The 13,910-nt window shown below is 49.7% G+C and carries 13 protein-coding genes and 1 pseudogene; 8 read left to right on the forward strand and 6 right to left on the reverse strand.

The window, feature by feature from the left end; translation table 11 throughout:
- Positions 1-35 precede the first annotated feature (35 nt).
- Together SIB64_RS16595 and SIB64_RS16600 are read left to right on the forward strand one after the other, a co-directional pair.
- Positions 36-992 carry a hypothetical protein gene (locus SIB64_RS16595; protein WP_413441280.1) on the forward strand — a complete coding sequence of 319 codons (957 nt, stop codon included), beginning with the start codon at positions 36-38 and terminating at the stop codon, positions 990-992.
- A 48-nt stretch (positions 993-1,040) separates the two neighbouring features.
- On the forward strand, positions 1,041-1,628 hold the full coding sequence (locus tag SIB64_RS16600) for a hypothetical protein (protein ID WP_413441281.1): 588 nt from the start codon (positions 1,041-1,043) through the stop codon (positions 1,626-1,628).
- 1,137 nt (positions 1,629-2,765) lie between these two features.
- Here the strand turns inward: SIB64_RS16600 and SIB64_RS16605 are convergent.
- A complete protein-coding gene (locus SIB64_RS16605) occupies positions 2,766-2,978 on the reverse strand; it encodes a hypothetical protein (RefSeq protein ID WP_413441282.1) in 213 nt (70 codons plus the stop codon).
- Between the two features lie 280 nt (positions 2,979-3,258).
- On the reverse strand, positions 3,259-3,882 hold the full coding sequence (locus SIB64_RS16610) for a site-specific integrase (RefSeq protein ID WP_413441283.1): 624 nt from the start codon (positions 3,880-3,882) through the stop codon (positions 3,259-3,261).
- 360 nt (positions 3,883-4,242) lie between these two features.
- On the opposite strand from SIB64_RS16610, the gene SIB64_RS16615 reads away from it, so the two are divergent.
- The 5 genes and pseudogenes from SIB64_RS16615 to SIB64_RS16635 all read left to right on the forward strand — a co-directional run bounded on the left by SIB64_RS16615 (position 4,243) and on the right by SIB64_RS16635 (position 7,548).
- On the forward strand, positions 4,243-4,419 hold the full coding sequence (locus SIB64_RS16615) for a hypothetical protein (RefSeq protein ID WP_413441284.1): 177 nt from the start codon (positions 4,243-4,245) through the stop codon (positions 4,417-4,419).
- Positions 4,362-4,646: pseudogene (locus tag SIB64_RS16620) on the forward strand (phospholipase D-like domain-containing protein); the annotation flags it as partial. The gene SIB64_RS16615 and the pseudogene SIB64_RS16620, both read left to right, overlap by 58 nt.
- A gap of 69 nt (positions 4,647-4,715) precedes the next feature.
- Entirely contained in the window at positions 4,716-5,597 is an 882-nt protein-coding gene (locus SIB64_RS16625; RefSeq protein ID WP_413441285.1) for a hypothetical protein, read from the forward strand.
- An 855-nt stretch (positions 5,598-6,452) separates the two neighbouring features.
- Positions 6,453-6,728 (forward strand): hypothetical protein, encoded by a 276-nt coding sequence (locus SIB64_RS16630; RefSeq protein WP_413441286.1) that lies wholly within the window; start codon positions 6,453-6,455, stop codon positions 6,726-6,728.
- Between the two features lie 427 nt (positions 6,729-7,155).
- Entirely contained in the window at positions 7,156-7,548 is a 393-nt protein-coding gene (locus tag SIB64_RS16635; RefSeq protein WP_413441287.1) for a hypothetical protein, read from the forward strand.
- Positions 7,549-7,681: 133 nt separating this feature from the next.
- Here SIB64_RS16635 and SIB64_RS16640 read toward each other — a convergent pair whose 3' ends face one another.
- Positions 7,682-7,804 (reverse strand): hypothetical protein, encoded by a 123-nt coding sequence (locus SIB64_RS16640; protein ID WP_413441288.1) that lies wholly within the window; start codon positions 7,802-7,804, stop codon positions 7,682-7,684.
- Between the two features lie 19 nt (positions 7,805-7,823).
- Positions 7,824-8,174 carry a hypothetical protein gene (locus SIB64_RS16645; RefSeq protein WP_413441289.1) on the reverse strand — a complete coding sequence of 117 codons (351 nt, stop codon included), beginning with the start codon at positions 8,172-8,174 and terminating at the stop codon, positions 7,824-7,826.
- Between the two features lie 121 nt (positions 8,175-8,295).
- Here SIB64_RS16645 and SIB64_RS16650 point away from each other — a divergent pair, with 121 nt between their 5' ends.
- A complete protein-coding gene (locus SIB64_RS16650) occupies positions 8,296-9,954 on the forward strand; it encodes an alpha-D-glucose phosphate-specific phosphoglucomutase (RefSeq protein WP_413441290.1) in 1,659 nt (552 codons plus the stop codon).
- 134 nt (positions 9,955-10,088) lie between these two features.
- On the opposite strand, the gene SIB64_RS16655 is transcribed toward SIB64_RS16650, so the two are convergent.
- Together SIB64_RS16655 and SIB64_RS16660 are read right to left on the reverse strand one after the other, a co-directional pair.
- Positions 10,089-10,391 (reverse strand): hypothetical protein, encoded by a 303-nt coding sequence (locus tag SIB64_RS16655; protein WP_413441291.1) that lies wholly within the window; start codon positions 10,389-10,391, stop codon positions 10,089-10,091.
- Positions 10,391-13,903: an efflux RND transporter permease subunit gene (locus SIB64_RS16660; protein WP_413441292.1), complete on the reverse strand. Its 3,513-nt coding sequence runs from the start codon at positions 13,901-13,903 to the stop codon at positions 10,391-10,393. Before SIB64_RS16660 ends, SIB64_RS16655 begins: the two co-directional genes overlap by 1 nt.
- Between the last annotated feature and the right edge of the window lie 7 nt (positions 13,904-13,910).

Genomic DNA, 13,910 nt, shown 5'->3' on the forward strand with positions numbered 1-13,910 from the left:
AAAATGAATTCACAAATTTCGCCACGAGAAGCAATATGAGCGAGCGCTATTCAGCCACATTATTGACAGATTCAACGTACGCACTTGCCACTATTGTAACCGCAAACGAAATAGCCAAGACCAACCTTTTCGAAAGAATAGAAATATTTCTTTTTCCCCCATTCGAAAATCTCACATTCTTCCAAGCATTATACAATATCGCGTGCTTTCAGGGAGTGCAACTATCAATTAAAAATATTCCATATTTGCCATACAAAGGTATCGTCATTGGCTGTCATTTCAACGACACAGTAATGGCAAAACTCGTCACGCCATACGCTCAAGAAAACAACATCTCGATGTTTATTGACTCAGGCTTCTGGATCGTCAATCAAGCGAAAGCAAAACGCTATCTAACAAATATTTTAGAAGAATTTAGCGCATCAAGAAAACCCATCGGAGCAATAGCAACATCTAGCGACAATAATGAACTTAACCGCATTTCGGCCGCACTAATACTTTGGAACAAACGGTCGCTAACAGAAATCAATTTCCTCAACAGAAGCATTGAGGCATTCAACAAGCTAAGGTCAGAGCAAAAATTGAGGTTCCCAGAACAGGACATTCTACAACAAATCCTTACTCCTGACGAGGTATTTATTTTGGATACAAATAGACACTGGTCAACAATGAATCTGGATCAAAAGTTCCAACACCCATCATCACAAGAAGCCCCAAAGCCTGATAGCGAGAAGCCACTCTTTAAATTCACAGGACACTTTAAACCATGGATAACCATACTACTAAACCCTCTAAAAAAACTATTTTTAGACAAAGTCTCAGAAACTGGAAGAGAAATAAAAATTGACCTGATACATTGTTTTGAGTTTTACGACCACCGACAAAATGCCCTTCGAGAGTTCCATGACAAACAAGACATCTTGCACTGCAATTTAGACAACAAGAACGCGATTATTGAACAATTAAAATATATCGATTTCTTGGCAAAATAAAAAGTTACTTCATTTAGCCTCGTTGAACCATAGCAAGCACTCGGAATCATGACAGAGATCAAACTTGGCGGCTCTTCACCAGCATTTGACAAAACAATTACTCATATACTTGACAAGCTTAGACCACAGCGAGTGATCGAACTAGGTTGTGGGCAAGGGAAGCTTGGCAAACTTCTAAGCCAAAGCAAGATATTGCCCAATGAATATTTAATCGGGGTTCAGCCATTAGCACAAGAATTTGATGCTGACACTTTAAAAGGATACGGTTACACCCAAATTATCAATGAAAGTATTGACAATTTCCTCAAATTACACATTGACCTCTCAACAGATATGTATATAGCGATGGATGTACTAGAACACCTACCATTCAGCGAGATGATCTCGACCGTAGATCAACTTCTATATCACTGCGAATTAATGCTTATAATACATCCATCAAAGCACCCACAGAATGCTGGAGATAACTTATTAGATGCACATAGAACAAGCTTCGAGCTTATAGACCTTGCACAAAGATTCGAGATTATTTATTACAACTTGACGGGATTCGCGCAGATATCATCGATCCACCGCTATCACTTCACCCTTCTGAGAGGGCATATGAACCTAAAAACAGTTCCAGCCCTGATCTAAGCGATTAAAACTAATCCATTCACCTAGACTCTACAATAATGTACACATCTACATTGAGACGCCTATTCAAATATTCGTCAACAGCAGCAAGACGACTATTCTGCAAGATCTCTTTGAACTGATCTTCCGGCTTTCGATTATTGATCTTGATTATTCTTACCTCCTACATCAACTAATCAACCGACTGCCATCGACTTGGACGAGACCCATTGATCCTGGCGTAGCAATCCTTTAATACATTCTTATAGCAAGAGAATTGTGCCTGTTTGTTCGACTCATAAGTTCATTCTCAATTCTCCTGAATGCCAGAATCTCACTGCGATTGAATGAGATGTTACTTGAAGAAGACTTAATCGACATGGATCTCTTTCTTACTTCTTATATTTATCAAGCTTAGACATCAACAAAATCAAGGCAATAGTCCCAGCCCCCCCACCTGACTACTCAATCCTGCATTCCTTACTCAAAAGGTCCGCATCCACCCCGCAAGACACCCATGCAGTCACCCTAAGCCCTCTTAATATCCAAAGGGTTTAAACCAAATATCAATCTCAATGTAAATATATAAAAGTTTTGATCAAAAATATACATTCAATTATGATTTCATGACATATCAAAGGAAATTCCCCTTCCCAAAAGAAAGACGGATTGAACTACAACTTCTTCTGCTGATTTCGATGGAAGTGATTCAACATGATGAATCCTGTACCTCTCCACTTTCCTTGATCACCTGGTTCCCCTGGTGGCAACTGTGTAATTCGGGGAACATATGTTCCCCGAAAGACTTTCGAACTGCTTATATGCGCTTGTGGAGAGGGCTCAGAGTTCTTTAAGTCCTCCAAACAATCTTCGTAGAAATCAGGAACATGATCTCTGAGGAATCCAACTAATGAGTTTCCCATGCCACAGTTATGGCACTTGAACGCATAGAAACCTTCCTTGCAAAATAAGTAGGCTCTTGCCTTCGTAGAACTTTTTTACTATCACCACAATATGGGCAGCGAAAGTTAAAGCATCCTTGACTGACGGTCTTGCAGTACCGAAATCGTGAGGCAGCACGGTTTTCATAAAGCTGATAATTCATAACTCTCCAAACATTGAATAAGTGTTGACTAATTAGTCAAAACAAGTTTTTACCTAAGCACCAATAAGATCGATCAACTCCGAGAGATTTATCTGCTCATCAAGCTGAAAGGGATGTTTAACATCAAAGAGCAAGTTGGCTCCAACAGAGGATCTGAAAGAGTCGGGGGCACATTTGCCTTCAAATACTGCCGCAAAAATAAAAGGGTTTTCGTCCAGGCATTCCAAAGCACTCACCACGGAATTTTTCTGCGTCTCTGACGCCAATAATAAGACGACGCAGTTGACAATCATATTATTACTATTCACAAGTTAATGCTCGCATATATTAGGCGGCTTGAATTTTCAAGACTATTACATTATAAATAAATTAAACAATATTGTCAATCCATGCTTCTCTTCTTTAAGCACAAATGTGCGTGTTCCACAAATATCCTTGCCGAGAACATTCCAATCAATCTATCGACAGAACATCCAACAACTTCACCACACCTTGGGCTCCTGAACTTCTCTCGTCTTTCCTCAATTCACTGCTCCTTGCTCTGCCTCACCATGTCGGCACCTTCACTCGCCCTGTTGGCTTGGCATAGTTCCTGAGCAGCTCCTCAGTGCGATGTCCTGCCACTGCAGCCAAATCAGCAGGACTATTCCCAAGTGCAAGGGCATGACTCAGAAACGAATGACGTTGGGCATAGAGACGCCGTGGAGTCAGTCCCACACTTCGCTGCGATCGCTTCCAGACCTTCTCTAACCCCGAGTCATACAGATGCCCATGGCTCCTTGGCGTCACAAACACCAAGCCATCCTTTGTATTCAGTCCAAAGCACTGCATGGTCTTCCTGTGCTGCCTCAGCACCTCAACGACCTGCTGAATTAATGGCACAACACGCGCCTTGCCTGTCTTGGTGCCTGACCAAAGTCTTTGATGCGTCGCAGTGCCATCACGCCTCAACGTCTTACTGATCAGCAGCTCACCTTCATCAAGACGGACACACTCCCAGGTCAATCCAATCACTTCTGCATTCCTCAACCCTGTGCTTAACCACAAGGCAAAGCAGGGGTAAAACCACTCCTCATTGCACCTGAGATCGTTAAGCACACTCTTGATCTCTTCCCTACTCAGCACCTCCTCCTGTTCGGCAATCCAAACCGGAGCACCACCGATAGGCATTAGTCACCCTTGCCTGCTTCTTCTCCTTTGCCAGTGCCCTGAGCGAATCGAGCCAATCCTGATCTCGACCCTCCACCAGTGAGCGGTATCGATTCAGAGACAGGTCCAAATCCCCCTGCTGGGCATAACGCCAGATCTCAGCGCAGATGGCTTGTCCCCTGGCCTGGCGACAGGATCGTCAAAACGGCCAAGGCAATTGATGAAATGGTCTCGACCATCGAGACTCAATCTGACTTGGAGAGCACCGTTGTTGTCCCTCACTCTCGGTGGTTTCTTCAACATCACGCTCTCTTTCATCGAAGTCGGGCTTAGGGCTGGCACCCCTCAAAAGCCAAGCCAGATCAATCGATCCGGCAGCTCTTGATAGCCCTATGGGGTCTCAACGCAAGATTCAATGCCCTTCTGGCTCGGGTTCTGGCTTATGGAGTCAGGAGAGTCCTGAGCATCCCTGAGCGATTCCTCCAAAACGCCTGCAACAACAAGGCAACGGCACGCCTCGCCTCGCCCGTGGCGACAAGCTGCATCACAAGTTCGTAGTGATCGATAACAAAACCATGATCACGGCATCCTTCAAATGGTCACCCGCTGCCGCCCACACCAATTGATGAAACGCTGCTGGTGATTCACCACCCAAGCTCGCTGCTCATTTCACCCATGAGATGGATCGTCTCTGGGAGACCGCAGAGCTGGGGATCACGCCGCATATCCAACGAAAACTGGATCGGCAAAAGATCCGCTGTGGGGATGGAGTGGAGAGGGGCTGAGAAAAGGGCAGAGTGGATGAGAGATAATGAGACAATCAAACCCTGGCAACCACTGGAGTAAGATCAATAGTGAGAGTTTTCTTTAACCATCTCGCAAAGTGTGGAGGCTCGACAATCAATGCAATCGCAAAAGAAGAATATGGAGAAGACTTTCACAGACTGAGCCCCAGCACCGAGACAGACGAATTGAATGAATGGCTGAGTAAGAAAAAATGCTTCATCACATCAGAGATGAACTTTGCGAAAGTAGAAAATATATTGTTACTACTTAATGATCAAAAACTTATAAGAATCATCTTGTCGAGAGATCCAGTCGAGAGATTCATTAGCTTCTGCGCGCATAGCACAAGAGACAGCCTTGGCAAAGATGAACCTGGAACAGGATTTTGGGGAATGGAAGACATTATCAAACAACCGATGAGCGCCAACGCATGGATGAGATCATGTCTATCAAGAATGCAACACATACTTGAAGACAAAGACAACTCTCTGAAACTTTTAGGGGAAGACAGTAGGTGGACTTTCAGCATCTACTCACAATGGATGCTGGCAAGTTTTCAATCTCACTTTGACTTCAATGAAGGGAAGCTAACACCTGTTGGAATACGCAATCAAAGAGCGCACATATGTCACTGGCGATCCCAGCCTAATGTCACATCCCAGATTAATAGATTCCTGATTCAGTTCTATTCTGCATGGGGGACCACAGACGACATCCCCTTATTCATCAAGACACTGAGCAAAACAGGAATCTTTTCTTCCGAAAGAGCAGAAAACGAGATTGAGATCAAGAACTCATCAAAAAAAGCACAAGAGAGCAAACAAAAACTCTTTGAAATTAGCGAAGACTTAATTGCCGAATACTATGCAATGCTTCCAGAAGAGTTTTGGTTTCATGATATATGTTCACAACTTGCAAGCCAGCGCTGGGAGCATCTAAAGCCAAAATAGGAGACAGAGACAGTCACTTAATTCAGTAATTCCTTGTTAGCAGTTCTTCGGCACAACTAGAGACAGGATCCTCAAAAAACTACTCTCTTGTTTGTGATAAAGGCAGCTTCTTCAATGCATCAGAGATTAATCGATCCACAGACGGTGAGACTATTATCGATACCATTACAGACCTCCCTTCGTCTTGATCATTTGATTGAGCATTCGCCTAGAGAGATAGGACAACTAATCTGATCGACTCATCCCCTTCCCATCGGCGAACTCCTCAACCAGATCAAGGACATCCTCATTCCTGCGACTGACGGATACATTAATAACCCTAGTCTTATCGCGAGATACAACAGTCACTACAGCAACTCAGCAAATGAACCTCTTGGCGAGACAGGCAAGCAATCAAGCTAACGGATAAAACTATTTTGCTGAATTCCTGGAGCGTCTTACTGGCATAACTTGAGGCAATCTTGAATTCACCCGCGACACTATCTTTGGAATCACATAGACGACTTAAAACGACGATTCCTTTTTTACTGAAAAAGCCGTTAATTGCTTTATTGATAAACTCCGATGGCGACGACCCATAGAGGAGACTCCTGGTAATTTGGGTTACACGATCAGGCCTCCAACAAGCCAAATTCAATAACGACACTTGTTCGCTCATCATTGTCGAAATCCATCTCATTGCAGCTGCATTCGAGGCGGGAAGCTAGAATAAAATATTATTATTTTGAACCTCCACCCAACCAACAGCTTATGCGAAAAAAATCATCCTTAACAAGCCTCTCAACCCTGGCAATAACAGTTAGTTTTCTAACTCCTTACGCCAAAGCAAATCAAATCAGAAGCAGCTGCTGGAATATGCACACTGACGTTGCGAGCGCAGCAGGCCATGGAGCAGGGTGGAAGTTCCTAGGTGCATGTTCAGTTACCTTGGCCGGTGACGGAAGCGTTAAGACGATCACATTGCAACGAGGCGAAACCTACAAAATCAAACCTTTCCCCAACTACAACGGCTTTGTCCTCAAACCAGGTCAATCACCGGTCGGCCTCTGGACATACGGAATATGGAAAGATGACTCCCAAAAATCCGCAGTCGTCGCAACCGAAACCTGGAAACCAAGCTGGCGCTATTAACAAAACCAGACATTGTAACCACGCAAGAAAACTTTAACGACTTAAACAAGAGCAAAAAACTTATGAGCAATAATCATAATCATGACATAATTATTCGACCCAGTATCCACTTGTTTTTCGGTTAATCGACATATCAAGACACAGCATCTGCACAAACTGTTCTCTGGCTTGTCATACCCGCACACGTTCAAAGGCACCAGTGATCAATCAATCGCAAACGAGACGTGTATCCAGGCCTTAGCACCTTCTTCTTAACCGCATCAGTAAGACCTGCCCACGAAGATCGAAAATCAGAACGACATCATCAAGCGTCAGAAATATCGGTTGCACACACCCATCCATGATTCCCCGTGGCCATCTCTCAACCAGGGCAGGAAGCGACTGCTTGAACACAGCTTGGTCTTTCGAGTCACGTCAAAATGACCCTATGAAAAAGCTTCGTCTGATTCCGTCGCTGCTGTTGCTGCTCGCAGCAGCACCCCTTCAGGCAGAGACGTGGGTTCCCTGGCCGACCAAAGAGCAGCTCCGCAAGATTCAGCTGGAGGCCTACAGCTGCTCGAGGGAAAACATCGAGGCTCCATGCAGCAATAGCCGGGAACTCGCTGACGCGCTGATGGATCATCCCCGACTCCCCGGAAACTGCAAAGACATTCTTTGGGAGATCATTGAAACGTCCAAGGTGGCACCCAGGAACGACTACAAACGTCGCGATCAAATCGATCAACCAGCCAGACGACTGACAACCCTTTGCGCTGAACCCGTCAAAAAGCAGGACAAGCCCCGGAGACCCCAAGGTCCCGGAGCTTCAGCCCAGTCCTGAGCACAGCAGCGACCGATCAGTCGAAATCGAAACTGAAGCGCTGGCCTTGCATCAGTTGACCCAACTCAGTGCGGGCCTCCTCCAGAAGAGCGCTATGCACCTCGGGGTGTTTCTTGATCTCATCCACAAACGTCTACACATCAGCGGCGGTGAGCCCGTGGCTGGTGATTTTGATGTGAACTTTGCTTTGGAAACTTCCAAATAAAGCTTTCTGCTCTTCAGTAAGGCTTGATGAGCCGGGATCACTGACATCCATCACACAAGGAGGAAAAGATTCAGCGCGACGCCTCATGCTTCAGCATTTTGAGAAGAATCTCCGAGGTGGAGACCATTTCCGCAAAGCTAAGTTCGCTTTCCTGACCGGCAAGGTCAGTCGCTAACGCGCACACAGGTGTGAAACGGTCTGCGGCGTCGCAGCTGTTTGACAACCGAACGATGGCATTGGAAAGCTTTCCGCGCAGGCATTCTTCAGACCCGCCTCGATTGAGCACAGCTGTCGCTGCAGCGGATGCTCCAGACGACGCCTCTGGGTAGGGAACAGCCTGTTTCCAAGCCTGTGAAGCCTGCAGTGGGTCCACGCCGATCAAACCAAGCGAAAGGCCTGAACCCATCAACAGAATCAACACGGATCGGCGCATAGCTCGGAAGGAAAACGACGGGAGGACGTCTAACGACCACAACTGGTCTTCGCCATCACGCTGCCACGGGGTTTCCGTGTTTACGTTTCAAACAGTCCCACTCTCTTTGATGACCACCGCGGCCCCAGCGGAACCGACGCAGCATCAGGTGCGCCTCTCCACCCCCTTTACGGATCAGAAGCCCGGTACATCCGGGCTTCGGAAGAGCAGCAGACAGTTTGAAGAACCGAACTATCTGGAAAGCTTCATCGAGGCCGCCTTCCGCACCCTGCCCGGTGTCCAGGGTGGAACTCTCGTTCTGGGTGGCGATGGCCGCTACGGCAACCGCCGTGCCATCGATGTGATCCTTCGCATGGGGGCAGCCCACGGGCTGAGCAAGGTGATCGTTACAACCGGCGGCATTCTCTCCACACCTGCGGCATCAAACCTGATCCGCGAACGGGAGGCCATCGGCGGCATCATTCTTTCCGCCAGCCATAACCCCGGCGGTCCTGAAGGCGATTTCGGGGTCAAGGTGAATGGCGCCAATGGTGGGCCGACACCAGCAAGCTTCACCGATGCGGTGTTCGAGTTCACCAAGACCCTGCAGCAATACACGATTGTTGAGGCTGCAGCGATTCCGCTGGATGCGCCCGGTCTGCACAGCATCGGCGCGATGCAGGTGGAGGTGATCGACGGCGTCGACGATTTCGTTGCGCTGATGCAGAAGCTGTTCGACTTCGATCAGATCCGCGATCTGATCCGCAACGACTTCCCGCTGGCCTTCGACGCGATGCATGCCGTCACCGGGCCCTACGCCAGCCGCCTGTTCGAGGGGCTGCTGGGCGCACCGGCGGGGAGCGTGCGCAATGGCATGCCACTTGAGGACTTCGGCAACGGTCATCCCGACCCCAACCTCACCTACGCCCACGAGCTGGCCGAACTGCTGCTCGAGGGCGACGACTACCGGTTCGGTGCCGCCTGTGACGGCGATGGCGACCGCAACATGATCCTGGGTCAGCGCTGCTTCGTGAACCCCAGCGACAGCCTCGCGGTACTAACCGCCAATGCCACGCTGGCTCCCGCCTACGCCTCCGGCTTGGCAGGGGTGGCCCGATCCATGCCCACCAGCGCTGCGGTGGATGTGGTGGCCAAGGAGCTGGGAATTGACTGCTTCGAAACTCCCACGGGCTGGAAATTCTTCGGCAACCTGCTGGATGCCGGCAAGATCACCCTCTGCGGTGAAGAAAGTTTCGGCACGGGCAGCAACCACGTGCGCGAGAAGGACGGGCTCTGGGCCGTACTGTTCTGGCTGCAGATCCTGGCGGAGCGCCGCAGCAGCGTTGCCGAGATCATGGCCGAGCACTGGAAGCGCTTCGGACGTCACTATTACTCAAGGCACGACTACGAAGCCGTTGCCAGCGATGCTGCCCATGGCCTGTTTGACCGCCTCGAGGGCATGCTTCCCAGCTTGGCGGGTCAGCCCTTTGCGGGTCGCAGCGTCAGCGAAGCCGACAACTTCAGCTACACCGACCCTGTGGATGGTTCGGTGACCACGGGGCAGGGTCTGCGGATCCTCTTGGACGACGGCAGCAGGGTGGTGGTTCGTCTTTCAGGCACAGGCACCAAGGGAGCCACAATCCGCGTGTATCTGGAAAGTTATGTTCCCAACAGCGGCGATCTCAACCAGGACCCCCAGGTTGCCCTGGCCGACATGATCAGTGCCATCAACGACCTGGCTGAGATCAAGCAACGCACGGGCATGGATCGGCCGACCGTTATTACCTGATCGTCCAAGACCTGATCGGGTGAGGGTCACGCAGCTTTGGGATGGCTCCCAAAGCTGCGCTTGCCACCAAAAAAGCCGCCCCTCTGTGCGGCTTTTGATTGGCTGTAGTTAGCCAGGACTTAGGGGAGGAGGGGTCAACCTCGGCGCCCACGGCGGGGATTGTACCGCCGGTAGGCCTCATCCGTGGTTTCTTCCTGCAGCTGGCGCATCGATTCGATCGAGAATCCAGCTAAACCACCGGAGGAGATGATCATCACAAAAAAGAGGCGTGCTCTTGAAGGGTTGATTTCAGCAGGCGTATTAGCGATCAGCACCGAAAGGAAATAAGCGACACAACCGCCGACCGCACTGCCGATCGCGATCGCCAACAAGACCCGCATGCCACTGAAGGGTTTGCGGGTCTTCACCTCTGGGGTGGGGGTATGAGAAGGATCCATCAGCTCGGCTGGGAAGTCGTCTTGACAGAATCAAGATCACCGGCTCCACCTTCACCTCCCTCCAGTGGCTTTGCATCGGCCTGCCCTAATACGGACTTCATCACGGTGTAGAAGACAGGCACAACAAGGGTGGAGAGGAAGGTGGCCACCAACAATCCACCGAACACCACAAGACCAAGGGACGCCTGACTCTGTGCTCCAGCGCCCTTGGCCAGCATCAATGGAAGGAAACCCGTCAAAGAGGAGATCGACGTCATCAAAATCGGGCGCAATCGCGACTTGGCCGCAAAGCGAGCCGCATCGACCGCAGACATGCCCTTACCCATCTGCTGGTTGGCTAAATCAACGATCAAAATTGCGTTGCCACCCGCCAAACCGATCAACATCACGAGGCCCACCTGGGCGTAGATGTTCAAGACCTGGCCTGCCCCACCGAGAAACACCAACGCACCCAGCAATGCAGTGGGAACCGTGAGAAGAATGATGATCGGATCGGTGTAGCTCTCGTACTGCGCAGACAGGACCAGAAACACTGCCAAGATGCCCAGGGCAAAGATCACCACCGCGAGAGATCCGGCCTTGACCTCCTCACGGGAAATGCCTGTCCAGTCGTAGCCGAGCCCCTGGTAATTCCCGTCTTCAAAGGTCTGCTTCATCGCAGAGATCGCCTGGCCGGAGCTTCGCCCAGCAGCAGGACTTCCCTCCACCTTGATCGAGCGGAACAGGTTGAAATGGGGAATCACACTCGGGCCATTGATCGGCTTGATCTTGAAAAACTCCGACAGGGGAATCTGCTCACCTTTGTTGTTGCTGACGTACGTGGATGTCAACTGTTGGGGCTTGGATCTGTTGACGTCATCTGACTGCACATACACCCTGCGGACCTTGCCCTCCTGGAAGGTGTCATTAACGTAAGCACCACCAAAATTGATGCTGAATGCCGACATCGCACTGCCATAGTCCACACCCAGCGAAGCCATCGTTTCGCGATCTACAGAGATCTCGTACTGGGGCGATTCCGGAGAAAATAAGGTGTAAACACGACTTAAGAGGTCATTGGCATTTGCACTTTGAATGATTTGTCCTGCGGATTCAAAGAACTCCGAAAGGGAATAGGCGCCACTGCTCCGATCCAGAAGTTGGAATTCAAAGCCAGCTCCTGTGCCATAACCAGGAATCGAGGGAGGCTCCACCACAATCACTCGACCACCATCAATCTGGGTAGCAAACTTCTTGTTAAGCCTCTGCACAATGGCAGAGACGGAATCATCAATATTAGGCTCTTTGTTGAGGATGAATTTCTTAAAATTAGCAACAATCCAATTGTCCTTACCTGGGCGTTCGTCCCAATGCCGGGTTCCAAAGAAGAAAAACCCTTTGTTGGGAGCGTTGCCGTCTAGGCTAGCCCCGCTAAATAGAGCAGCGGATGCTATCGCTTTTTCCGAACGGAGAACCTCAGCAACCTGTTTATTGATCTCCAATGTTTTTTCATTGGACACACCCTCAGGAGCCTGAACAAAGCCAACGGAGTATCCCTGGTCTTCGATGGGAACAAAACCACCAGGAACTCTTGTAAAAGCGAAACCGGTGAGCAGAATCCCTGCAGCCAACGCCGCCATCACAACAGGACGAGCCTTCAGGGCGAGGTCGAGAATGCTGGAATAGCGCTTCTCAAAGCCGCCATAAAAATGGTTAAAGGACGTGAAAATTCTCGGGACAAACCAACCGACTACAAGGCCAATCGCTGTAAAGAGAATGACTGGAAAAAGATTTGAGATGGCCGATGAGGTCACAACACCCACCACTGCACCACCCAGGGCAAAGGGAAGCCTGAGCGGAAGGGAGGTGACCTTTGAAGCCAGGAATCCAACAACAGCGGCAATGATTGTGGGGATCAGAGCACGTGCTGCACCATCTCCAGCACTCAGCAGGCCATAGATGAATCCCAAGGTGACGCCGGCGACGGCATATTGATTGCGATTGAGCTCTTTGGTATCCCGAGACAACAGCAACGCTGAAAGCATCGGAGAGAAGGTCAGAGCATTGAAGGTCGAAATACTGATCGAGAACAGAATCGTGGCTGCAAACTGCTTGTAGATCGTTCCGGTTGCACCAGGGAAGAACAGCACAGGAATGAAGACAGCCATCTTCACCAAGGAGGTGGCAATCACAGCACTAAACAGCTCATCCATGGTTTCCATGGCCGCCTGAACAGCAGTCAAACCCTCCGATTTCTTGGCGGAGGTGTCTTCCACCACAGTGATGGCATCGTCCACCACCAAACCTGTCGCCAGGACCAGGCCGAACAGCGTGAGTTGATTAAGCGAAAAACCGAAGGCCAGCACAAGACCAAAGGTTCCGATCAAAGCGACCGGGATCGCAATCGCCGGCACCAGTGTTGCCTTCCAGTTCTGGAGAAACAGGAACAGAATCAACACCACCAAGATCACCGCATCCCGCAGGGAGTTGGTCACACCCTTGATCGACTGATTAATGAAGTCGGTGACATCGAAGATGTTCTCCACTTCAAGGCCAACGGGCAGCGTCTTTTCAAAGTCGCTGATCACCTGCTTAACGCCGTCAGAAACAACAATGGCGTTGCTTCCCGTGAGCTGGTAAATCGCCACGCCGACCGCGGGATTGCCTCTGAGGTCGAGGGCATCGATGCCGTAAACCTCACCACCGAGGCTGACACGGCCCACATCCTTGAGACGAATCAGTCCGCCATCATCTGTCGTCTTGAGAATAATGTTCTCAAATTCCTGTGGTGTTGTTAAACGCCCCTGCAGCTGAACGGTGAAGGTAAATTCTTGACCTTTCGGCGCTGGAGCACCACCAATTTTGCCGGCAGGAACCAACCGGTTCTGACTGCGCAGCTGCGTTACCACATCATTGGAACTGATGCCATTCGCGGCCAATTTTTCAGGATCGAGCCAGAGGCGGAAGGCGATTTTGCGATTTCCGAAATAAACAACGTCTCCGACCCCTTGAACACGCTTGATGTTGTCAGTGAGATTTTTGTCGAGATAGCCACTAATGGTCTCAACACTGTATTCAACTTGGGAAGGATCTTTGTTGATGAAGTTGTAAACCAGTAGTGCTGATGTGGACGACTTATTGACAGTGACACCCGATTTACGAACTTCTTCAGGCAGCTGCGGCTCTGCGAGGGCCACCCTGTTCTGCACATTCACCTGGTTGATGTTGGCGTCCGTGCCGCTGTTGAACGACACACTGATCGAACTCACACCATCAGCTGAACTATTGGAGGTGATGTAATCCATCTCCTCAACGCCATTGATCTGTTGCTCCAGAACAGAGGTCACGCCCTGTTCAACGGAAACGGCATCGGCCCCCACATAGGTGGCTTGAACCTTCACCGTGGGAGGAGCGATATCTGGAAGATTTTCGATTGGCAGGATTGGAATGGCAATCAAACCAACGATCACGATCAGCAGACTGCAAACCGTGCTGAGGACAGGCCTCGTGATGAAATTATTGGAAGCGGACATCGATCAA

The organism is Synechococcus sp. MIT S1220, assembly GCF_047303025.1.
In the GTDB taxonomy this organism is placed as follows: domain Bacteria; phylum Cyanobacteriota; class Cyanobacteriia; order PCC-6307; family Cyanobiaceae; genus Parasynechococcus.